A 21,611-nucleotide genomic window follows, 5' to 3' on the forward strand; every position below is an offset into this window, starting at 1 on the left:
TCACGGCGGGGTCGGCGTGCAGCGGTCGCAACCGCTGCACCGCTCGACCCGTTCGCCAAACCAGCCGAGCAGATGACGCCGACGGCAGCTCCGGGTCCGGGCGTAATTGATCATCACATCGATCCGGCGGGCTGCTTCGCGGCGCCGTCGCCGGATTCGCCGCCAGTCGACTGACCCGCGGTCGGGGCGAAGTTCGGCCGAGAGTCGGTCGGCGGCGGCGACCACTGATGCCGGTTGCCGCAGCCGAAGCGACGGGTCGCGCCAGAGCTGTTCGAGAAGTCGTTCGGACGGAAAGGTGGTTGCCAACTGGCGCCTGGGAAGGACGGCATCGCCGGGATGGTGGAGCAAGACACAGCGCGCCGGGGCACGATTGCGCCCGGCCCGCCCCGCTTCCTGATAGTACGACTCGGGCGTCGCCGGCATGCTCCAATGCACGACCAACCTGACCGCGGCCTTGTCGATTCCCATTCCGAACGCGCACGTGGCTACGACCACGCTGGCGCGATCGGCGATGAACCGCTCGAGCACACCGCTTCGCTCCGCCGGACTCATTCCGGCGTGATATGGTGCTGCATCCACGCCGTGTTCGATCAGCGTCCGCGTGATGCCCTCCACGATTCCGCGGGTCGGAGCGTAGACGATGCACGCCCCGTCGGTCGCGCGAACCAGCCGGACCATGCGACTGGCGCGTTCGTCGCGACCGGAGACCTGGATCACGTCGAACCGCAGGTTGGGTCGGTCGAATGATCCGACAATCTCCCGGTGATCGTCACGAAAGCCGAGCGCCCGCCGGATTTCGCGCCGGACGGCGGGCGTGGCGCTCCCGGTGAGCGCGATGCACGGCGGATCGCCGAGGGCGGTTCGCGCGCGCGCGATGCCGCGGTAGCTGGGCCGAAAGTCGTGGCCCCATTCCACGATGCAGTGCGCTTCATCCACAGCGAGCCGTGCCACCCGGCCTCCACGACCGGTGTACTCGTCGGCGAACCGCGTCAGTCGTTCAGGCGACAAGTAGAGGAGGCGGATACGACCGGCGAGGGCGTCGGCGATAATGGCGGCCTGCGTGGCGGCGTCCTGGGTACTGTTGATCGCCGCCGCGGGGACCTGCCGCAGTGTGAGTGCCGCGACCTGATCCTGCATCAACGCGATCAACGGTGATACCACGACAGTCAGCTGATTGGCAGCTAGCGCTGGAACCTGGAAGCAGAGCGACTTGCCGCCTCCGGTGGGGAGGACCGCGAGTACGTCGCGGCCACACAGCACATGATGGATGATCCGGGATTGCAGCGGACGGAATTCGGCATGTCCGAAGGAACGCTGCAGCAGTTGGCGGGCGATCGAAAGCGGCGAGGACATGCCGGCAATGAATCACCCGGCGAGCCGGGCCAAGGTGCCCGATCACGCAGAGCGGATCGGATCAGCGCGGACTGTTACCGCTGTTCTTCGTTCGGAGCGCGCCGGGCGCGGGCCACGATCCGGAGTGCGACTGCGATCGCAAGGACCGCGATCGCCGCCCATGCGATTCGTCGATCGTCACGCGCAATCGCCAGCACTGCGAGCGCCACACCGGCAAACGCCGCCGCCAGTCGCACCCGGCTCATCGCGACAGGAACCCGGCCACCGAGCGCCGGAAGTCCTCGGTTCCGCGGGCAATGGCGTTGACCCGCGCGCCGAGGAAGATTCCGTCGCTGAAATTCCGGTCGTCCAATTCGACAAAGAGTTGCTTGGTCAGGGCGAACGCCGTGGCGCTCTGCTTCGCGAGTGCCGCAGCAAGGGCGCGCGCGACCGACTCGATCTCCGCGTCGCCAACCACCCGGCTCACCAGCCCGATCTGCATCGCCTCTGGCGCGCTGACGACGCGACCGGTCGCCACAAGATCGAAAGCGCGCTTTTCGCCGACAGCGCGCCGAAGCACGGTCATCACCATCGCCGGGACAAATCCGCGCTCGATCTCCGGGTACCCGAACGAGGCACTTTCGGCTGCGAGCACGATATCGCACGCCGTCGCGAGGCCCGCACCACCGGCCAACGCCCGTCCGGTGACCACGGCGACGACAGGCTTGGGGAGGCGTCGAAAGGCAAGGAAGAGTTCGCCGAGCGCCAATGCGTCGCGCTCGTTCTCGTCGGCGCTCCGGTCAACCGATGCCAGCAGTTCGTTGAGGTCCGCTCCCGCACAGAAATCCCGGCCGGCACCACGAATCACGACGACGCGAATCGCTGGTTCGAGCTCGGCCCGGGCGATTCCGTGCGCCAATCGATCGAGCGAGGCGCAGTCGAGTGCGTTGCGCTTCTCGGGGCGATTGAGCGTGAGGGTGAGAATCCCGTCAGCCAGCGATTCGAGGACGTGGTCAGTCATGATTGGGCCGGTATCGACGGGCGATCTTTCGTGGCACCGGGATTTCCATGCGGAGCAGCGCAGTGGAGAACACCTTCCCCTGCGCATCGGTCTTGAGCGACATCGTCCCGCCGCCATCGAGGGCGCCGTGCAGCAGGAAGTTCAGGGCATTGAGATTCGGCAATTCGAATCGCTCCACACCGCTCACCATGCCGCGGAAGTGCCGTGCGACGCGCTTCACCGTGACCTCGTCGCGCAGGATCGGATAGAGCTCGGGGTCGATCGCAATGAGGCCGACGTTGGCGGTGTCGCCCTTGTCACCCGACCGCGCGTGTGCGAGGTAGCGCAGCGCCATCGACGTCGTCGCCATCAGAGCAACTCGACTTTCACGAACGGTTCGATCAATTCACGCGGCACCAGCGCGGGCCAGTAGGCCACGATCTCCTCGACCTGTGGGCGGCCGCCGGCGAAACCGGTCACTGACGGCGGCCCGGTGAGGACCAGCGGGGCGATCTCGCGAGTGAACCGTTCCACCGCCGCGCGGTCGCGCCCCCGTACACCCACACGGAGCGTCACTTCCGGGAGCTCGGGATCTGCCGGCCCGGCCAACGCGCCATGCGTGGCATCCACGCCGACCAGCTCGGTCAGCACCTGATCGAACTCGAGCCCCAGCGCCTTCAATCGCTTGCGAAGAATCGCGTCGGCAGCGCGTGCCTTGTCGACCGCCTCGGGCCACGCGTACACCAGCGTTCCGACCGCCTTATACCCGTAGAACCAGGCGATCGACACCTTGAGCATACCGGTGCGCGGCGCTCCGGTGATGCCGGACACCTCGACCCGGTCGCGACGGCGCTGGCGCAAACGGATGCTGGTGAAGTCCGCGATCCCGTCCGGCGTGATGTAGTCCTTGGGGTCGCCCATTTCGTAGACCAATTGCTCGGTCACGGAGGCGACATTCACAATGCCACCGGTACCGGGATGCTTGGTGACGATGAACGTGCCATCGGCGCGCGCGTCTGCGATCGGAAATCCCACATCTTCCAGTCGGCGCACGCGGCGCCAATCGCTGAGGAGATTACCGCCCGAGCTTTGCGCACCGCATTCGAGGATGTGTCCCGCGATCGTTCCCGCGGCGATGCGGTCCCAGTCATCGAACTGCCAGCCGAACTCGTGCATCAGCGGGCCGAGGGTCAAGCCGGTGTCGGTGACGCGGCCGGTGATGACGACATTGGCGCCACGCTGGAGCGCTTCCACGACCGGTGCCGCGCCGAGATACGCGTTGGCGGAACGGATGTCGCCGCGAATGTCGCTGAGCGGCCGTCCGGTATCCATGTTGGCGAGCGATTGACCGCCGGCGAGCAGTTCGTCGATGCGATCGAGAATGTCATCGCCGGTGACGAGCGCGATCCGGATCGAGTTGCCGAGACCGAGCCGATCGACCACGGCGCGGAGCGCCGTGGCGCATCCGCGCGGATTGACGCCGCCGGCGTTCGAGACGACCCGGATCCCCTTGCTCGCGATCTCGGGGAGAATCCGCTCCATCTGCGTCACGAAGTCGCGGGCATATCCGGCGGCGGGATCGCGGCTTCGCTGCTTCTGCAGAATCGACATCGTGACTTCGGCGAGATAATCGAGCACGAGATAGTCGATCGGCCCGCCAGTCACCTGGCGAACCGGCGCTTCAAGCCAGTCGCCCCAGAATCCCTGCCCTGCGGCAACGCGCACCACGTCCGGGCCGCTCATGGTGACTTGCCGTCCCCGCGCGCGATGGATAGCTCGCGGGTCCAGATATTTTCCGGTCCCTCGAGCGAGACGACCGTGATCAGCGGTTGAAAGTCATCGGGAATCGGAATCGGTATCGCCCCCGGAACAAAGCGCTCTTCGTGCGTCTCGCCTGCAGCGAGGGTCCGGTACGCGGAGCCACCGCCGTCGAGGGAATACGGGGTGTCGACGTAGTACTTCACCACGAGCCTGATGGTCCACGGCACAGGATTCGGCTCGGCGAACGCCGGTGATAGGAGGACGGTCAGCGAGTCGTGCCCGACGCTGTCAGGGAGATCGATCGTCGCGCGGCTGACAGCGTAGTTGATCGGCGAGACATCGATCTCGCGGCCGCGACGATCGAGGACCGTCAGGCCGAAGTCCGTGAAGCGCGACCATTGGTCGCGCGGCATGTCGGCGTCGATCACCAGATGTGTCGCCCATTTCGGTATCGGAAGCCCGATGCGCACATCGCCGCCGACGGTGCGCTGCACTGCGATCCGCCGTTCCGCACCGATCAGCCCAGCGCGCAGTCGCACCGACAGCGGCGTAGACACGAGGTTGCGCGCCGTCACGTGGAGCGTATCGCGCACCATGTTTGCGCCGAGCCGGAGTGGCGCTGGGCGAACAGCGACCGTGGCGATCGCCGGTACGGTTGGCGGTGCCAGGGCGTCGACTTCATACAGCCCGCCGGCGACGTCGCTGGCGCCGACATCAAACAATCCCGCTGCTGTTCCCGCTCCTGCGGCAATGGTGGCTCCGTCGCGGAAAGGCATTCCGCCGGGTTCGTGCAGCGAGGCGGTGCCGTGCACCGAGGGATCCGCCATCGCGACTTCCACCTGGAATCCACGACCGGTATCGGCCTCAAAGAAGGTCCGCCCGACGCCGCCGGCACCGATTGAGAGTGTCACCTGGCTCCGCGCACCGGCGAGTTTGAGCGGCGTGCGCACGGTCACCGGAATGACGGCGAGCGGTCCCGCCGACTCGTCCGGGCCGTCGACCTCGATGGCCCCGGTACGCACTGCGGGCGCGGGCCCAGGGCTCGGCGCGACCGTCACGATGAATTCGCCGCGCCCCGTGGTCGTCGCGATCACCTCGGGAACCTGGATCCACGGCATCGTGGGATGCAGCCGCAAGACGAATGGCGCCGTGCCATCGAGGCGCCGCACCACGACGTGCGCGCTGAGTGTGCGCGCACTGGCCGGATCGGCGGTGAGGAACACGGCGCCACGTCCACGTGCCGTGCCAACGTCGACGGCGACATCGGGCATCTCATGCGCGTGGGCGAGCCAATCCCACGCCGCGGTGAGATCCGGCACGCCCATCCCTTCGTCCACGATCGAACCCGACGGCAGCATCTTCCCCGCCGATCGCAGCGCCTGTCGAATGACCCGTGCCGGCACCGCGCGCCCGGCTGGGTGCAGTCCCGACACCAGGCGCGCCGCGAGCCCGGCGGCATAGGGCGCCGCCATGCTCGTGCCGGTCTCCTCTTCGTTGCCGATGTCGTAGTTGGGAATGGTCGAGTATGCGGCGCCGGGGACGACGATGTCCGGTCCGGCGATCTCCGCGCCCCGGCTCGAAAACGGCGCCACCGGTTCAACCGCCTCACCGACCGGACTCGCGCCGGTGAACACCAGCGGCAGTGTGGCGCCGACCGAGATCACCCGCGATGCACTCCCGGGAAATCCGATGGTGCTCAGCCCGGGACCGTCGTTTCCCGCCGCGACCGTCATCACGACATCGGGATGGGCGAGCAACACCGAATCGACCAGCGCGTCAATCCGCGCGGTACCGTCGATTTCGTTGCCGACGCCAAACGACAGATTGACGACCAGCGGCATCTGGCGCTGGCTGGCAAACCGGATCGCGTAGTCGAGAGCGCGAAGCATCGACCCCGTGACAGTCACTGCGCCGTGCGAATCGTTGGAAATCTTGAGGCCGATCAGCCGTGCTCCCGGCGCAACGCCGTCGAAGCCGGCGACGCCGTAGATATCGTGCCCCGCGGCGATTCCGGCGACGTGGGTACCGTGGCCGAACGTGTCAAAGACGAGATCGAGCTGCGGGGCGCTCGCGTCCCCGGTGAAGTTGGCCGCAAAGTCGACCGTCGCCGCCTCGCCCGGCCTCGCCCATCCGAAGGATTCATGCGCCACGGCGAAATCATGGATCGGCCGGTCATCGGCGAGCGTGCCGTCGCCCTGCGTGTCGGCGAACATCGCCCACCCGGACTGCGTATTGACCACCACGATCGCGAGGGAGTCGCCGACATGATGATTGCCGTTGGCGTCCGCTGCGGGCGCCTGCCCCAGCGCGGTTTCATCGAGCATCCCGCCCCATACCGCGGCGCCGGTTGCTGCCGCGGCCACACGCGAGGCGCCGAGGAGCCGTTGCGTGCCGACGAGGAGGGTGTCGCCGCGGCGCGCGACCGGTCGAAGATCGATGCGTCCTTCGTCAGAGAAATCCCGCAGGTCGAGGAGTTTCGTCGCGCTGTCGCTGGTGAACTGCAGCCCCGGAATCGCCGGATCGATGCCGCTGTCGAGGATGGCGACCAGGACCCCGCGTCCGTCGAAGGCGGGGTGCGCCGCGGCAAACCGGTCGACGCCGGCGGAGTGAAGCGCGATGAGGCCGGCGCGAAACGCGTCGGCGGGGGCCACCAGACGATGGGTAGTATCGGAAAAGACAGCGGCCCGCAGCCGGGCACCGCCGGTGTGCCACGATCCCGCGACGCGATCGTGACTCATGCGCGCCGACGCAGGCGGCGCACCGGCCACCACGCCGAAGATCAGGAGAGCTGCGGTTGCGCGTCCGATCACGACACCGTCTCCGGCAGCACAAACGGCCCGAGGTGCGATCCCCGGTTGTAACTGGTGACACGCAGGAGAAAGGCGAGCTGGTCCCGCGTTTCCTCGGGAGACACGATCGCATCGACAAAGCCGCGCGCCGCGGCGTAGCGCGCATCGAGCTGCGTTTCGTAATCCTCGCGCATCGATTCCACCGATTGTTGCGTCGCGGGATCGAGCGGTTGGTGCGCCTGGCGCGCCTTGTCGATCGCCGTACCGTGTGCGGCGGCGATCGCCGCCTCACCTTCCATCACCGCCATCCGGCCCGAAGGCCAGCTGAGGAGGAAGTCCGGATCGAACCCCTGCCCCGCCATCGCGTAGTAGCCGGCACCGGACGCGTGATTCACGGTCAAGACCAGCTTCGGCACGGTGGCAGTCGCCATCGCTTCCACGAATTGGGCCCCCGCCCGGATGATCCCCTCGTGCTCAGCCTCCGGACCGACCATGAATCCGCTCACATCCTGGACGAACAGGAGCGGAATCCGCTCACGATTGGCGGTCTCGATGAAGTAGGCGACCTTCTCCGCGCTTTCGGCGTAGACGATGCCGCCGAATCGCGGCTTCTCGCCGGGCGCACCCTTGATCAATCCTCGTTGATTGGCAATGACAGCGACCGTGCGCCCTGCAATTCGCCCATGCCCGCACAGCATCTCACCGGCACGATCCGGCTGGAATTCGATGAGTTCGCCGCAGTCGAGGATGCCATCGAGGAGATGCCGCATGTCGTAGGACAACCGATGGTCGTGCGGCAGTACGTCGTACAGGGCTCGGCTGTCGGACCGCGGCCCGTGCGACTCGGCGAGCGACGACGCCGGCGCCACCGGGGCCGGGAGCCGCGCAATGTAGTCGCGGAGCCGCTGCAGGCAGTCGGCATCGTCGGCTGCACGATAATGCGCGACACCGCTCACCGCCGTGTGGGTTCGTGCGCCGCCAAGGGATTCCGCGTCCACCGTCTGGCCGGTCGCTCCTTTCACGAGATTCGGTCCGCCGAGTCCCATGAACGACGTTCCATCAACCATGAAGATCACGTCGGAGAGCGCGGGGAGATACGCACCACCGGCAATACAGCTCCCCATCACCGCGGCAATCTGCGGGACGTGGAGGTATCGGCGCATCAGGGAGTTGTAGTAGAAGATGCGCGCCGCGCCGTACTGCCCCGGAAACACCCCACCCTGATATGGCAGGTTGACGCCCGCTGAATCGACGAGATAGATGATCGGAATCCGCTGCCGCATCGCGATCTCCTGCGCGCGCAGGATTTTCGTGATCGTCTCGGGCCACCACGACCCGGCCTTCACCGTGGCGTCGTTGGCGACGATCACGACGTCGCGCCCGGCGACGACACCGACACCGGTGATGACGCCGGCAGCCGGCGCGTCGCCGTTGTAGCGGTCATAGGCGATCAGCAGGCCCACTTCCAGCCACGGTGTCCCGGGGTCGCGCAGACGGTCGACCCGTTCGCGCGGGGCCAGTTGACCCTTGGCGTGCATCTTCTCTATTCTGGCAGCGCCTCCCCCCTCGCGGAGGCGAGCCGCCAGGACGAGATATTCATCGGTCAGGACGCGCAGGCGCGAGCCCCGCGACGGCGAGTCCTTCAATGCCATGGGGCTCAGTCGTGGAGGTTGGCGCGCGCCCAGTCCTGGACGTACGCAATGAGATCGGTTGTCGGCGTGCCGGGGCCAAAGAGCCGACCGATCCCCTGTTGTTGCAGTGCGGCGGCGTCTTCGGCCGGAATGATACCGCCGCCTGTCACCAGCACGTCGCCGCGCCCGTGCTCGATCAGCAGCTGGTGCACCCGAGGGAACAGGGTCATGTGCGCGCCGGAAAGAATCGACAGTCCGACGACATCGACATCTTCCTGCACCGCCGCCGACGCGATCATTTCGGGGGTCTGGTGGAGGCCGGTGTAGATGACCTCCATCCCGGCGTCGCGCATCGCTGCGGCGACGACCTTTGCGCCCCGGTCGTGTCCGTCGAGTCCCGGTTTGGCCACCAGGACCCGGATCGGACGTGTCATCGGCTCATCGTGTGCCACTGCCATCATCATCATTCCACGCTCCGTGCCATCACTTGAATCGCAGCAATCCGGCGAGGCCGTCCACCGCCTCGCCCGCCGCCGGGTCATAGATCACGTCGAGCGCCACGCGCTGGCGCAACGCTTCCTCGATCGCGTCGTCGATGATGTCGACGGTGGGCATGACCTGGCCGTCGTCGCGCAGGTCGCGCGCCAGCGTCGACAGCCGGCCGGTCTTCATCGAACGGAAACCCGGAAGCATGGCATCGCCGCGGACGAGCAGGAGGCGCACCTGGCCCTGCGACAGCGCCTGCAGCGTCGGACGGACGCCGTTCACCGCCCAGCCTGTGCCGAGCCCTTCGGCAAGTTCCTCGATATGGCGCGCTTCGGATGTCCGCGCGAATTCGGCGCGCACCTCCGCGGTGATTCGCTGCACCACTGGTGGCGTCGCATCCTTCGGCGCGACGCGCGCGTAACCGATCAACCGATCGGCGAGGTAGTTGTGCAGGTACGGCTCGAGCGCCGCCGCTTCCGTCCCCGGCGCCGCGATGACGATCTGGTGTCCCGGCGACTTGCGATCGAGATCGAACAGGGCGCGCGCCACGCGTTCGAGATGGCGCCGTTTCTCGTCGCGAATCCGGTTGTGGAAGGAATGTTCGCCGGTGGCATCGCCACGCGCCGCCGCCGAGTGGTAGCGGCCGCCGCGGGTCACGTCCGACACCACCTTGTGCACCACACGGGCGTCATACGCGGTGACTTCCCAGATCAGTGCCGTCGTCCGATCGAGCGTGACGGTGAAGATCCGGCCGAACTCCGCCTCGCTCGCCGCCAGTTCGCGCACCAGCGGCGTGCGATCCACCGCGAGGCGAGACCGATGCACCCGCGGCAGCGCCCGGACCTCGAAGAGATCAAGCGGCGCCGAGGCGAAGATCGCCACCCCCTGTGCGTCGGGGAGATGAGCATCGTCGCGCAGGTGATCGATGACGCGCGACAGATCGGAGCGGATCGCGTCCTGCCGCTGCCGGTCCCAGCCCATCGATGGCAGCGCGTATTCAAGTTCCTTGGCGCGGTTTCTCGCCTTGGTCAGATATTTTCGACGAACGCGGTCGCGCGGCTCGAGCTTGAGGTAGCATGAGACGACCGGATCGGTTCCGGGCTTCATGTGCAGCACGTCAGTCCTGTCGAGCACCTGCCGGGTCGTTGCCATGATGTTTCCTCCCGGGATCTAGAAGAACACCGGCTCACGATAGGCGCCCCAGACTTCCTGGAGCACGTGCCGGATTTCGTACAGCGTACAATACACCCGTGCACAATCGAGCATGGCGGGGATCACGTTCCGATCTCCGCGGGCCGCCTCCTCGAGGGCGAGCAGCGCGGCCGCCACGTTCGCTCCGTCGCGCTGCTGCCGCATCGCAGCCATGCGTGCGCGCTGTTGCCGCTCCGCGCTGTCGTCGATGCGGAGGATCTCGATCTCCGCCTCCTGCTCTTCCACGAAACTGTTGAGCCCGACGACCGTGCGCCGCCCCGCCTCAACTTCGGCCTGGAAGCGTGCCGCCGACTGCGCGATCTCCCGCTGGAACCAGCCCGCCTCGATCGCGGCCACGGTGCCGCCCATCGCGTCGACCTGTGCGAAGATCGCTTCGGCGTCGGCTTCGAGACGTTCGGTGAGCGCTTCCACCAGGTACGACCCGCCGAGCGGATCAGCAACGTTGGCCACGCCGGTTTCGTAGGCAAGGATCTGCTGGGTTCGAAGCGCGACCCGCACCGAATCTTCGGTCGGCAGCGCCAGCGTTTCATCGAGCGCATTGGTGTGCAGTGACTGCGTGCCGCCGAGGACCGCGGCGAGCGCCTGATAGGCGACGCGCGCGACGTTGTTCATCGGCTGCTGCGCCGTGAGCGACACACCGGCGGTCTGACAGTGAAAGCGCATCTTGAGCGACCGTTCGTCGCGCGCACCATAACGCTCGCGCAGGTGGCGGGCCCAGATGCGCCGCGCCGCGCGCATCTTGGCGATCTCCTCGAAGAAGTCGTTGTGCACGTCCCAGAAGAACGACAGCCGCGGGGCGAACCGGTCGACATCGAGGCCGCGGGCGATGCCATGCTCGACGTAGGTAAATCCGTTGGCGAGCGTGAACGCGAGTTCCTGCGCCGCCGTCGCGCCCGCTTCGCGGATGTGGTAGCCGGAGATGGAGATCGAGTTCCAGTTCGGCGTGTGCGCGCTGGTCCATTCGAACAGATCGACGATGATCTTGAGCGACGGCTCGACCGGATAGATCCATGCGTGCTGCGCGACGAATTCCTTGAGGATGTCGTTCTGGATCGTCCCCTGCAGTTTCGCGATCGGCACACCCTGCCGCTCCGCCGCCGCGACAAAGAAACAGAAGAGGATTGCCGCGGGGCCGTTGATCGTCATCGACACCGAGACCTGGTCGAGCGGAATCCCGTCGAACAGCGTCTCCATGTCGGCGAGCGACGAAATCGCGACGCCGCACTTGCCGACTTCACCCTCCGAGCGCGGATGGTCGGAGTCGTAGCCCATCAGCGTCGGGAAGTCGAACGCCACCGACAACCCGGTCTGGCCGCGCTCCAGCAGATACTTGTAACGGCGATTGGTGTCCTCGGCGGTGCCGAAACCGGCGAACTGCCGCATCGTCCAGAGCCGTCCCCGATACATGGTCGGATGGATGCCGCGAGTGTACGGGAAGGCGCCGGGAAGCGGCTCGATCGTGCCGACGTCGAGCGGAGTATAGACGGGCTCGAGCGCGCGCCCGGAGATGGTGGTGAAGTCGCTGTCGTCGCGGTGCGGCATCGCCGCCGCCCGCGCCTTCCACGCCGCGAGCTCGTTCCGCAGGCGCAACAGCTCTTCTTCCTGTTCCGCGAGCCGTTCGAGCAGCGGATCATGTGCCGTGCTCGTCATACCCGGGCACCTTCCTTGAGGCCGGCGACGATGTCACCGGCAAGTTCATACGGGCTGACGCGCCCCGCAGCGAGATCGTCGAGGCGAGCCGTGATCATCTCGTCGGCGTGCGACTCGTGCCAGACCCAGCGCCGCATCGCCCGTTCCACCACGTCACGCGTGCGCTGAGCGACCCGCGCCCTGCGACGCTGCTCGAGCGTGCCACTCTCCTCCAGCCATTGCCAGTGCTCATCGAGCCCGGCGACGATCTCCGTGATCCCGTCGCCGGCGACCGCGGTGCTGATCCGGACCGTGGGACGCCAGCGTGCGTCATCGACCACCGGTGCCGATTTCACGCCCTTCATCGCGCCATGATGCGCCGGCACGTTCCGCGAGGCGCGGCCCATCCTGAGGTCGAGCGCGAGTTCGAGTTCGCGCCGAAGCTTTTCCGCACCGGGGCGATCTCCCTTGTTGATGACGAACAGGTCGGCGGCTTCGATCACGCCCGATTTCAATGTCTGGATGCCGTCGCCCGACTCCGGCACAAGGACGAGGATCGTCTGGTCCGCCATCCGTGTCACGTCGAGTTCGGATTGCCCGACACCGACCGTCTCGACGATGATGCGATCAAAGCCGGCGGCGTCGAGCACGTCGCATACCTCGCGCGTGGCGGTCGCCAGGCCGCCGAGAGAACCACGCGTCGCCATGGAACGGATGTAGACGCCGGGATCGAGCGCGACTCGCTCCATGCGAATCCTGTCGCCCAGCAAGGCGCCGCCCGTGAACGGAGAGGTTGGATCGACCGCGACCACACCGACGCGCAGACCGTCGGCGCGGAACGCCCCGACCAATCGTTCGATGAGCGTCGATTTACCGGCACCCGGCGGCCCGGTGAGCCCGATCCGCCGCGCCCGGCCCAACCTCGGGTGCAATCCAGCGAGCAATCCCTCAAAACCGCTGCGGCCGTTCTCGACGATCGAGACCGCGCGAGCCAGCGCCGCAACTTTTCCCTCCAGCAGCGCCGCCAGCAACGTCTCATCGCGCATGCCGGAAGCTAGCACCAGCCCGAGAACGGGGGCAGGCCACATCAGAGCAGGACCAACGAGGCGAGACCGAGGAGCAGGGCAAACCCGACGGCATCGGCAAGTGCGCTCACCAGCGCCGGTGAAGCCTCCCAGCGGTCCCGTCCCCAGCGGCGCAGCGCGCCCGGCAACAGCGCGCCCGCCACGGTGGCCGCGCAGAGATTGCCGGTCATCGCCAGCAGCACGACGAGGCCGAGCTTCCACGACTCGCCGAGCAGCACGGCCACGCCGGCGACCACCGCGCCGATCGCCACGCCGTTGACCAGGCCCACCACTGCCTCGCGAGAGAGCAGCGTCCACCGCGGCGATGGATTCGTATTGAGGATTCGTCGTCGTGCAGCTACGGCGAGCGCCTGGGTCCCGGCGCTCCCGCCAGCGCCAGCTACCACCGGCATCCAGACGACGAGGGTGATCGCACGCAACAGCGAATCGGCGAAGAAGTAGACGACCGCGGCAGCGACGAACGACGGCAGCAAGTTGAGATAGAGCCACGGAAGCCGGCCGCGGACGGCCGCAAGCCACGACGGATTCTCCCCCTCGCGCGCGGACAGGCCGCCGGCACGGAGCAGGTCGGCGGCAACCTGGTCAGCGGTGACATCGCGCACGTCGTCGGCCGTGACGCGTCCCAGCAGCCGACCCGTGCCATCGACGACCGGTACGCTGGTCAGGTTGTACCGCGTCAGCATCCGGACAACCTGATCCTGCCCGGCATCAGGCGCGACATGCGCCTCGTCGGGGACCATGTGGTCCCGAACCGTGGTCACCGGCTCGGCGAGGAGGAGTGCCTTGATCGAGAGGATTCCTCGCAGGCGTCGCTGCGCATCCACCACGAAGATCTCGGTCAGGTCGCCGATCGATGCCGCCTGTCGGCGAACCGATTCCACCGCGAGCGCCACGCGGTCGCTGTCGACGACGGTGACCACGCGAGCGGTCATCAGGCCGCCCGCAGACGTCGCGTCGTAGCGCAGGAGCTGACCAACATCCGCGGCATGATGCAGCAGCGCGAGGATTCGGTCGCGATGACCCGCACTGACCCGGGCGAGCAGGTCGGCAGCGTCATCGTCCTCGAGATGCGCCACGATGCGCGCGGCACATTCATCGCCGAGCGCGGCGAGGAGCGCAGCGGCCCCGCCGTCGCGCGGCAGTTCGGCGATCGCTCGCGCCGCGAGCGCGGGCGGGAGACGCGTGATGAATTCGGTGCGGTCGTCGCCACGGAGCGATCGGAGGACATCGGCGAGATCCGCACCGGCCAGTGTGCCGGCGCGATGCAGCACGGCAGACCAGCGACGTTCCCGGACCAGGGCGATGAGTTCGCGCGCGTCGTCGACCACGGCGCGCGTCATCCGCCGACGCGGTCGATGACGACCGGCGCGACTGCGTCCCGGCGTACCAGCACCCGTTCGACCCTGGTCGGCGACGCCGCAAGGACGTCGATCTCGAGTCCGCGCAACGCGAACCGCTCGCCGGTGGCGGGGATGCGCCCGAGCAGTTCGGCGAGGAGCCCCACGAACGAAACCGCCTCGCCGCGCGGAAGCTCGATGCCGAAATGCTCGCCGACCGCGGATGGCGACATGGCGGCATCCGCCTCGAGCACCGCAGCGGTCGCGATGGTGGTGACCGGAGCATCGTCCTCGTCGGCGATTTCGCCGACGAGCGCGCCGAGGAGATCGTCGAGCGTGACGATCCCGGCAGTGCCGCCGAATTCATCGACGACCACCGCCAGGTGCTGCCGTTCGCGCTGCATGTCGAGCAGGGCGTCGCCCGCCGGTCGAAGCTCGGGCGCAAACGAGACGGGACGGAGCGGCAACACGTCGCCGGCCTGATGCTTGAACAGATCGAACGCGTGCAGCATTCCGACGATTTCATCCAGCGTCGCGCCGTAGACCGGAAGGCGGGTGTAGCCGCTCTCGGCGAAGGTGCGTTCCACATCCGCGTACGCCGCGTCCTGCGGAATCGCGACGACGTCGGTTCTCGGCGTCATGACCTCCTTGACCGGGCGGACCGCGAAGGTCATCACCCCACCGACCATCACCAGCTCCTCGCCGCCGACGCCACTCGCCGACCCTTCCCGCGTGAGCGCCCGGATCTCGTCAGCCGGATCGGTGCCGCTCGCCGGAAGGACCCAGCCGAGAATGGCGGCGAGCCCTGCCAGCAATGCACCGAGCTGCTCGACGACCCGTTCGGCTCGGGGCAACGTCAGCCATCGCGGGAGGAGATATCCACCGAGCAGCGTGACCGGGACGCCGATCAGCACGACGACGACGCCCAGCTCCGCAACGGTCAGATCGCTGAACACTCCGGGAATTGCCGCGCCGGCCAGCGCGACGCCGAACGACGCCGCAGACGTGGCAGCCATCACCTGCCGCTCGGTGACCGCAATCCATGCGAGCGACTCTTGGGCGCCGCGCAGGCGCCGCGCAATCGCTTCTGCCAATGCCACGCGCGCACTGGTGACCAATGCCGCGGCGCCCGCCGAACTGACGAACGCGAGAACCAGGCCGAGGAGAAGGAGCAGCCAGCTCATTCGGAAACCTCCGCCGGCACCGGCCACACGGTGACGCGTCGCACGCGCCGCCGCACCACGAGATCGGCGACGAAGCGCCACCCGTCGATCGTTCGCGCCTCACCCATCTTCGGCACATGCCCGAACTCGGCGAGAACCAGACCGCCGACCGTGGCAACCTGTGGCTGGCCGAAGTCGTGCTCCAGCTCGGCCTCGAGATCGACGAGCGGGATCCCTCCCTGCACCGTATAGTGACCATCATCATGGCGGAGCACCGGCTGCACTTCGTCGACGTCGTGCTCGTCGTGAATCTCGCCGACGATCTGCTCGAGAACATCTTCGAGCGTGACAAGCCCCGCCGTGCCGCCGAACTCGTCCACGACGACGGCGAGATGCCCCTGGCCGCGCTGAAAGTCACGCAGCTGCCGGTCAAGCCGTTTCGCCTCGGGCACGAACGCCGCCGGGCGGATCAGCTCCTGCCAACGCGCCGTCGCGGCGTGCTCCTGCTGGCGGGACAGCATGTCCTTGGCGTGCAGCATCCCGATCACGGCGTCCGGATTGCCGTCGAGCACCAGCAGCCGCGCATGCTCACTCCGCCGCAACGTGTCGATCACGTCGTCGGCACTTTCAGAGAGGTCGACCGAGACGATATCGATGCGCGGCGTCATCACTTCGGACACTGTCATCGATGCGAGTGAGAAGACACCGGCGGCCATGTCGTGCGGCGTCGGTGCACCGGGCCGCGTCGGCGCCGCGGGTGCCGGCCCGTGATCGACGCGAGCGGCGAGCCTCAGCAGCGGCCCGAACACCGGCATCGCCCGCAGCGCGATGGTGCGCGCGTACGGAACGAGCTCCGGCGCGAGCGACGCCAGCAGCCTCGGTGCGAGGTCGCCCACGGCCCATACCAGCAGTGTGACGAGGACGATCCGGACGAGCGCGGTGAGCGCGAGATACATCCACCAACGCACTCCCGTCGCCGCGAGCGCCGCAGCGACGGTCATGAGGGTGAGATGCATGATGTGCAGTGCTCGCGCCGCAGAGATCGGCTCGGCGCCGGGCGCCCGGGCCAGCGCCCGCGCACCAAGTTCACCATCGCCCTGCGCCGCCAGCGCGACGAAGGCGGCGGCAAGCATCACCAGCCCCGCGAGCGCGGGAAGGCCGCGGATCAGTTCGGTCACGTCAGGGCCGCCAGATACTGCTCCTGCCGGCGCCACATCGCGCTTTGCAGCCGCGACGCCCCGTCGGGATGATCCCACCCCAGCACGTGCAGCGTCCCGTGAATCACCAGGCGCAGCAACTCGTGGCGCACGGGCACGCCGTGCTCGCGCGCGTTCCGCGCCGCCGCATACCGGCAGATATAGACATCACCGGTCACGGCACCGTCCGGCTGTAGTAATGGAAATGATAGCACGTCGGTGGCGCCGCGGTGGCCAAGATAGCGCGCGTTGAGCGCGCGCATGGTGTGCTTGCCGACAAACGTCACGTGAACCGTCGCGCGGCGGCGTTCACCGCGGAGGACACCGCGGACCGCGGCGTCGACGGCGCCCACCGGCAGTCCGCCGAGCGCGCCGTTGACGCGCACCTCCGGCGCGGCGGCCATCAGCCTGCCTGATCGTCGGCGTAGGCGCGGATGATGTCGCGGACCAGCCGATGCCGGACCACGTCCACCTCGGTGAGATAGTGGAAGGCGATGCCGGTGATCCCCGGCAGCACGCGCTCGATCTGGATCAGCCCCGAATCCTCGCGGCTCACCAGGTCGATCTGCGTCCGGTCCCCGGTGACGACGACCTTGCTGTTCACACCGAGCCGGGTGAGGAACATCTTCATCTGGGCGCCGGTGGCGTTCTGCGCCTCGTCGAGAATGATGAACGCGTCGGCGAGGGTCCGCCCGCGCATGTAGGCCAGCGGGGCGATCTCGATGACACGGGTATCGAGCGCGCGCTGCACCTTGTCGCCGGGCATCATGTCCTCCAGCGCGTCGTACAGCGGGCGAAGATAGGGGTCGACCTTCTGCTGCAGGTCGCCCGGGAGGAAGCCGAGTGATTCACCGGCCTCGACCGCTGGCCTGGCGAGCACGATTCGCTTCACCCGTTTGCGCGCCAGCGCCTCGACCGCCTTTGCCACCGCGAGGTACGTCTTGCCGGTCCCCGCGGGCCCGATACCGATCACGATGTCGTGCCCCTCGATCAGATCGAGGTATTCGCGCTGGCCGGGTGTCTTCGCGACGATCGCGCGACGGATCCCGGGAAGCACGATCTTTCCGGCGTCACCGGGGGTACCGAGTTCCGTGACATGGCCGTTCGTCGCCATGCGATAGACATCTTCGGCGGCCACAGCCTGACCAGCGCGGGCGAGATCGATCAACCCTTGCACCACCGGCGCCGCGCGCTCGACCTGCGCAGCCGTGCCGAGGAGCGTGACCGCATCCCCCCGCTGCGAGACGCGAACCCCGAGGGCGCGTTGCAACTCGACGAAGTTGGTTTCGTTGACACCGGCCAGGAGGAGTGGATCCGCACCCTCCGCCGGCAGCGTCAGCCGACTGTCCTCGGGATTCATGGCGTCCCGTCGCCTGCCAGGCGAAGATGCAGCGCGGCGAGATCGGCCGGATTCACCGGAGTTGGCGCTCCCTCGAAGAGCGCGCGCGCACCCGCGGTCTTGGGAAAGGCGATGACATCGCGCAGCGACGTCGCGCCGGCGAGGAGCATCGCGATCCGGTCGAAACCAAGCGCAAAGCCGCCGTGGGGCGGCGCACCCGACGCGAGGGCGTCGAGGAGGAAGCCGAACCGGCGTCGCTGATCGTCGGGTCCGATGCCAAGAAAGCGGAAGACCGTTGCCTGCAGCGCCGGATCGGTGATTCGTATCGAGCCGCTGCCGAGTTCATTGCCGTTGTAGACCGCGTCATAATGCAGCGCGCGACAGCGCCACGGTTCGGTGTCGAGGTAGGCCCGGTCATCCGGATGTGGAGACGTGAACGGATGATGGGTGAACACCCAGCTTCCGTTCTCGGGATCGCGCTCGAAGAGCGGGAAATCAACCACCCAGGTGAACGAATGCTCCGCAGTTCGGGGCACGGCAGGATGCCGGCCGAGAATCGATCGCACCGCGTGAAGCGCCGGCGAGGTGACGGCATCGGCGCCCGCCACCGCGACAACGAGCGACCCTGCCGGCACCGCGTCGGCCGCGGGACCAGTTGCGATCGCCGGAATTGCCTTGAGCCCCTGCCCCTCCCACGCCGCGTCGGTCTTCCGCATCCAGATCAACCCGCCGGCGCCCGCGCTCTTGGCCGACGCGGTCAGTGCGTCGAGCTCCTTGCGCGACAGCGCGGCGAGCCCCGGCGCCACGATTCCCCGCACGCGGCCGCCCGGTTCGAGCGCGACGCGGACCCAATCGGCGGCGCCGGCCGCGACGCGCGGCGTGAAATCCTCGATCTCGAGGCCGAACCGAACGTCCGGCTTGTCAATACCGAAGCGCTCCATTGCATCGTGGTGCCGCATCCGAGGAAACGGAGTCGTCACCTGGTGCCCGGCCTCGCGCCAGAGATCGGCGAGAACGCGCTCAACGATCGGCAGCACGTCGTCCTGCTGGACGAACGAGGCTTCGAGGTCGATCTGGGTGAACTCGGGCTGGCGATCGGCGCGCAGGTCCTCATCGCGGAAGCAGCGCGCCAGCTGGAAGTAGCGGTCGAATCCCGCGACCATCAGCAACTGCTTGTAGATCTGCGGCGATTGCGGGAGGGCGTAGAACTCTCGCGGCTGCACCCGGCTCGGCACCAGATAGTCGCGCGCACCCTCCGGCGTCGGCTTGGTGAGAATCGGTGTCTCGATCTCCAGGAAGCCAAGCTCGGTCAGCGTGGCGCGTGCCCGCTGCAGCAGCCGATGCCGAAGAATCAGGTTGCCCTGCAGTTCGGCGCGGCGCAGGTCGAGCACCCGGTGCTCCAGCCGAAGCTCTTCCGCGGCGAGTTCCTCACCCTCCCGACGCGCCACCGGAATCGCCGGCGTGCGCGCGGGACCGATGATCGTCAGCCGGGTGACCCGGACCTCGACCTCACGGGTCGGCATGGAGGGGTCGCGCGCCGGCTCGCGCCGGGCGGCAACCGTACCGTCGACCAGAAGCACCGTTTCGGGCGACGCCGCGGCCGCGGCAGCGATCACCTCCGGCGTGCTCCATTCCGGATCGCACGAAAGCTGGACCAGCCCGTCGCGGTCACGCAGATCGAGGAATACGATGCCACCGAGGTCACGCCGGCGATGCACCCAGCCGCCGAGCCGGACCTGCTGGCCCACATGGTCGGCGCGAAGGGCACCACATCGATGAGTGCGGAGAGATGTCGCTGCTGTCAAAGGTGCAGGTTCAGTCAGGCTCGGCTCAGGTGGAGTGGAACCGCAAATAGTAACCGTCGTCAGGCGCCTCCAGCAACAAAACCGACCGATCGATTGGTGTCAGATGCGAGGTGAGGTGGCACAGTCCAACCTTCCTGCAGACAACGGGATAGCCCGCTGACCGCAGCCCTGGGCCGCTGCAGCTTCGTTACCGGAATGCCGTGCAGCGCAACGTCTCGACACCCTTATCTTTCGGCGGTGAAGTCACCCGCGCAGCAGACAATTCTCGACCTGGCCCCACCCGAAGCCACCCGCGTGCTCAGTTCCTGGGTCGCCGAGCAGCAGCTGCCGGCATACCGCGTCACGCAGCTGCTGCGACGACTCTGGGTCGCACCGGTGGCTTCGTGGGAGGGAGCAACCGAGCTGCCGAAGGCGCTGCGCGCCACGCTCGATCAGACCTTCCCGATTCCACGGCTGGCCGAGGAGGTCACTCAGGAATCGCGGGACGGGACCCGGAAATTTCTCTGGGGACTTGCCGACGGGGAGCAGATCGAGTCGGTCCTGATCCCCTCCGCCGGGCGACGGACGCTCTGCATTTCCTCACAGGCGGGGTGTGCGCTGGGCTGCGTCTTCTGCGCCACCGGACGGATGGGATTTCGCCGGAACCTCGCCACCTGGGAGATCGTGGCGCAGGTGCGTGAGCTGGTGCTCCGCGATCCGGCGAACAAACCGACCAACATCGTCTTCATGGGGATGGGAGAACCGCTGCTCAACTGGGACGCGGTCGACGCGGCCCTCACGATTCTCAATCATCCGGACGGATTCGGCATCGGCGCTCGGCACATCACGGTGTCGACGGTGGGCATCGTGCCGGGGATGCTGGCGCTGGCCAAACGCCCCGAGCAGTTCCGGCTGGCGATCTCGCTGCATTCGCCGCACGCAGCCGAGCGCCAGGCGCTGATGCCGATCGAGAAGAAGTATCCGCTGGCGGAGGTCGTGGCGGCTGCAGCGACCTTCGAGCGGCGGATCACCTTCGAATATGTCCTGATTGCAGGAAAGAATGACCGCGAACGCGATGCGATTGCGCTGGCGTCGCTGGCGCGCAAACTCGGCGCCCATGTGAATCTCCTGCCGCTGCATCCCGGCGGAAATCCTGATCTGGTGCCTGCCGGCGCCGCGTCGATCCGCGAATTCCGCGGAGCGCTGACGGCGCGGGGGATCGAGGCAGTGGTCCGCCGCAGTCGCGGCCTCGACATCGACGCGGCCTGCGGACAACTGCGCGTCGCGGTCGAACGGAAACGGCGCGCCGACGAAGCCGTCGCGGGCGGATAGCCGCTTGCCGGGGGGCGCCGCCGTCCGGTAGACTGCGGTACAGGTGATGGGGCTCGCCTTCAACCGCCAATCGTGGCTGATAGCTCCTGCGTACATCATGTACCCGACGAGAGATCATGTCGCAGCCACAGATCACGCCACTCTATCTGGTGACAGTCGCGCTCGGCAGCGCCGTCGGCGGTGCCGCACGATTTGCGCTGACGATCGTGACGCAGAGCCGCACCGATGCAGCCTTCCCGGTCGGCACGTTCGTCGTCAACATTCTCGGCTGCCTGGCGCTCGGCGCGCTGGTGCAACTCACCGCCGGCCGGTCGACCGTGACGCAGTTGCTGCTGACCACCGGATTCTGCGGGGGCTTCACCACCTTCTCGACCTTCAGCTACGAGTCGATCGCGCTGATCCAGAACGGCCTATGGGCGCGAGCCGGAGCGTATGTCGCAGGAAGCGTTGTGCTCGGGCTCGCGGCGTTCTGGTGCGGCATGGCCGCGACGCGCGCAATGGCAGGCGTCATCGCAAGCTGACGGGTGCGAGGCCC

Annotated in this window: 19 protein-coding genes and 1 riboswitch; of the genes, 2 read left to right on the forward strand and 17 right to left on the reverse strand. The window is 67.6% G+C overall.

Translation table 11 applies throughout. The features are described 5' to 3' along the window. The 17 genes from VGM20_11665 to aspS form a co-directional block, all read right to left on the reverse strand. Complete coding sequence (locus tag VGM20_11665) at positions 1 to 1,353, reverse strand: RecQ family ATP-dependent DNA helicase (protein HEY4101519.1); 1,353 nt, start codon at positions 1,351 to 1,353, stop codon at positions 1 to 3. Positions 1,354 to 1,427: 74 nt separating this feature from the next. After that, a complete protein-coding gene (locus VGM20_11670) occupies positions 1,428 to 1,598 on the reverse strand; it encodes a hypothetical protein (GenBank protein ID HEY4101520.1) in 171 nt (56 codons plus the stop codon). Next, positions 1,595 to 2,353 carry an enoyl-CoA hydratase/isomerase family protein gene (locus tag VGM20_11675; protein ID HEY4101521.1) on the reverse strand — a complete coding sequence of 253 codons (759 nt, stop codon included), beginning with the start codon at positions 2,351 to 2,353 and terminating at the stop codon, positions 1,595 to 1,597. Before VGM20_11675 ends, VGM20_11670 begins: the two co-directional genes overlap by 4 nt. Continuing rightward, positions 2,346 to 2,702 carry a hypothetical protein gene (locus VGM20_11680; GenBank protein ID HEY4101522.1) on the reverse strand — a complete coding sequence of 119 codons (357 nt, stop codon included), beginning with the start codon at positions 2,700 to 2,702 and terminating at the stop codon, positions 2,346 to 2,348. Before VGM20_11680 ends, VGM20_11675 begins: the two co-directional genes overlap by 8 nt. Next, on the reverse strand, positions 2,702 to 4,075 hold the full coding sequence (locus VGM20_11685; protein ID HEY4101523.1) for an acyclic terpene utilization AtuA family protein: 1,374 nt from the start codon (positions 4,073 to 4,075) through the stop codon (positions 2,702 to 2,704). Before VGM20_11685 ends, VGM20_11680 begins: the two co-directional genes overlap by 1 nt. Continuing rightward, positions 4,072 to 6,903: a S8 family serine peptidase gene (locus VGM20_11690; GenBank protein ID HEY4101524.1), complete on the reverse strand. Its 2,832-nt coding sequence runs from the start codon at positions 6,901 to 6,903 to the stop codon at positions 4,072 to 4,074. Before VGM20_11690 ends, VGM20_11685 begins: the two co-directional genes overlap by 4 nt. After that, positions 6,900 to 8,534: a carboxyl transferase domain-containing protein gene (locus VGM20_11695; protein HEY4101525.1), complete on the reverse strand. Its 1,635-nt coding sequence runs from the start codon at positions 8,532 to 8,534 to the stop codon at positions 6,900 to 6,902. The genes VGM20_11690 and VGM20_11695 overlap by 4 nt, the downstream gene beginning before the upstream one ends. A 5-nt stretch (positions 8,535 to 8,539) precedes the next feature. Continuing rightward, positions 8,540 to 8,980, reverse strand: coding sequence for a cobalamin B12-binding domain-containing protein (locus tag VGM20_11700; GenBank protein ID HEY4101526.1), 441 nt, complete (start codon positions 8,978 to 8,980; stop codon positions 8,540 to 8,542). Between the two features lie 16 nt (positions 8,981 to 8,996). Continuing rightward, on the reverse strand, positions 8,997 to 10,151 hold the full coding sequence (locus VGM20_11705) for a hypothetical protein (protein ID HEY4101527.1): 1,155 nt from the start codon (positions 10,149 to 10,151) through the stop codon (positions 8,997 to 8,999). Between the two features lie 18 nt (positions 10,152 to 10,169). Continuing rightward, positions 10,170 to 11,861: a methylmalonyl-CoA mutase family protein gene (locus VGM20_11710; GenBank protein ID HEY4101528.1), complete on the reverse strand. Its 1,692-nt coding sequence runs from the start codon at positions 11,859 to 11,861 to the stop codon at positions 10,170 to 10,172. Further along, positions 11,858 to 12,886: a methylmalonyl Co-A mutase-associated GTPase MeaB gene (gene meaB, locus VGM20_11715; GenBank protein HEY4101529.1), complete on the reverse strand. Its 1,029-nt coding sequence runs from the start codon at positions 12,884 to 12,886 to the stop codon at positions 11,858 to 11,860. Before meaB ends, VGM20_11710 begins: the two co-directional genes overlap by 4 nt. A gap of 41 nt (positions 12,887 to 12,927) precedes the next feature. Next, positions 12,928 to 14,265 (reverse strand): magnesium transporter, encoded by a 1,338-nt coding sequence (locus VGM20_11720; protein ID HEY4101530.1) that lies wholly within the window; start codon positions 14,263 to 14,265, stop codon positions 12,928 to 12,930. Continuing rightward, entirely contained in the window at positions 14,262 to 15,446 is a 1,185-nt protein-coding gene (locus VGM20_11725; protein ID HEY4101531.1) for a CBS domain-containing protein, read from the reverse strand. The genes VGM20_11720 and VGM20_11725 overlap by 4 nt, the downstream gene beginning before the upstream one ends. Then, complete coding sequence (locus tag VGM20_11730; GenBank protein ID HEY4101532.1) at positions 15,443 to 16,603, reverse strand: hemolysin family protein; 1,161 nt, start codon at positions 16,601 to 16,603, stop codon at positions 15,443 to 15,445. The genes VGM20_11725 and VGM20_11730 overlap by 4 nt, the downstream gene beginning before the upstream one ends. Next, complete coding sequence (gene ybeY / locus VGM20_11735) at positions 16,600 to 17,025, reverse strand: rRNA maturation RNase YbeY (GenBank protein ID HEY4101533.1); 426 nt, start codon at positions 17,023 to 17,025, stop codon at positions 16,600 to 16,602. The genes VGM20_11730 and ybeY overlap by 4 nt, the downstream gene beginning before the upstream one ends. Beyond that, positions 17,025 to 17,981: a PhoH family protein gene (locus VGM20_11740; protein ID HEY4101534.1), complete on the reverse strand. Its 957-nt coding sequence runs from the start codon at positions 17,979 to 17,981 to the stop codon at positions 17,025 to 17,027. The genes ybeY and VGM20_11740 overlap by 1 nt, the downstream gene beginning before the upstream one ends. Continuing rightward, the gene (aspS, locus tag VGM20_11745) at positions 17,978 to 19,765 is read right to left on the reverse strand and encodes an aspartate--tRNA ligase (protein HEY4101535.1); all 1,788 of its coding nucleotides are present in this window, start codon (positions 19,763 to 19,765) and stop codon (positions 17,978 to 17,980) included. Before aspS ends, VGM20_11740 begins: the two co-directional genes overlap by 4 nt. Positions 19,766 to 20,002: 237 nt before the next feature. On the opposite strand from aspS, the gene rlmN reads away from it, so the two are divergent. Both rlmN and crcB read left to right on the forward strand, forming a co-directional pair. Beyond that, positions 20,003 to 21,076 carry a 23S rRNA (adenine(2503)-C(2))-methyltransferase RlmN gene (rlmN, locus tag VGM20_11750; protein ID HEY4101536.1) on the forward strand — a complete coding sequence of 358 codons (1,074 nt, stop codon included), beginning with the start codon at positions 20,003 to 20,005 and terminating at the stop codon, positions 21,074 to 21,076. Positions 21,077 to 21,109: 33 nt separating this feature from the next. Continuing rightward, positions 21,110 to 21,172, forward strand: a riboswitch (Fluoride riboswitch). Positions 21,173 to 21,192: 20 nt separating this feature from the next. After that, positions 21,193 to 21,597, forward strand: a complete 405-nt coding sequence (gene crcB / locus VGM20_11755; protein HEY4101537.1) for a fluoride efflux transporter CrcB — start codon at positions 21,193 to 21,195, stop codon at positions 21,595 to 21,597. Positions 21,598 to 21,611 lie beyond the last annotated feature (14 nt).

The sequence above is a fragment of the Gemmatimonadales bacterium genome, from assembly GCA_036500345.1.
Lineage (GTDB): Bacteria > Gemmatimonadota > Gemmatimonadetes > Gemmatimonadales > GWC2-71-9 > Palsa-1233.

What these genes read in the sequence shown, in the direction of transcription:
- VGM20_11665 (HEY4101519.1), bottom strand. Translation starts at nt 1,353, where the DNA reads ATGTCCTCGCCGCTTTCGATCGCCCGCCAACTGCTGCAGCGTTCCTTC.
- VGM20_11670 (HEY4101520.1), bottom strand. Translation starts at nt 1,598, where the DNA reads ATGAGCCGGGTGCGACTGGCGGCGGCGTTTGCCGGTGTGGCGCTCGCA.
- VGM20_11675 (HEY4101521.1), bottom strand. Translation starts at nt 2,353, where the DNA reads ATGACTGACCACGTCCTCGAATCGCTGGCTGACGGGATTCTCACCCTC.
- VGM20_11680 (HEY4101522.1), bottom strand. Translation starts at nt 2,702, where the DNA reads ATGGCGACGACGTCGATGGCGCTGCGCTACCTCGCACACGCGCGGTCG.
- VGM20_11685 (HEY4101523.1), bottom strand. Translation starts at nt 4,075, where the DNA reads ATGAGCGGCCCGGACGTGGTGCGCGTTGCCGCAGGGCAGGGATTCTGG.
- VGM20_11695 (HEY4101525.1), bottom strand. Translation starts at nt 8,534, where the DNA reads ATGGCATTGAAGGACTCGCCGTCGCGGGGCTCGCGCCTGCGCGTCCTG.
- VGM20_11700 (HEY4101526.1), bottom strand. Translation starts at nt 8,980, where the DNA reads ATGATGATGATGGCAGTGGCACACGATGAGCCGATGACACGTCCGATC.
- VGM20_11705 (HEY4101527.1), bottom strand. Translation starts at nt 10,151, where the DNA reads ATGGCAACGACCCGGCAGGTGCTCGACAGGACTGACGTGCTGCACATG.
- VGM20_11710 (HEY4101528.1), bottom strand. Translation starts at nt 11,861, where the DNA reads ATGACGAGCACGGCACATGATCCGCTGCTCGAACGGCTCGCGGAACAG.
- meaB (HEY4101529.1), bottom strand. Translation starts at nt 12,886, where the DNA reads ATGCGCGATGAGACGTTGCTGGCGGCGCTGCTGGAGGGAAAAGTTGCG.
- VGM20_11720 (HEY4101530.1), bottom strand. Translation starts at nt 14,265, where the DNA reads ATGACGCGCGCCGTGGTCGACGACGCGCGCGAACTCATCGCCCTGGTC.
- VGM20_11725 (HEY4101531.1), bottom strand. Translation starts at nt 15,446, where the DNA reads ATGAGCTGGCTGCTCCTTCTCCTCGGCCTGGTTCTCGCGTTCGTCAGT.
- ybeY (HEY4101533.1), bottom strand. Translation starts at nt 17,025, where the DNA reads ATGGCCGCCGCGCCGGAGGTGCGCGTCAACGGCGCGCTCGGCGGACTG.
- VGM20_11740 (HEY4101534.1), bottom strand. Translation starts at nt 17,981, where the DNA reads ATGAATCCCGAGGACAGTCGGCTGACGCTGCCGGCGGAGGGTGCGGAT.
- crcB (HEY4101537.1), top strand. Translation starts at nt 21,193, where the DNA reads ATGTCGCAGCCACAGATCACGCCACTCTATCTGGTGACAGTCGCGCTC.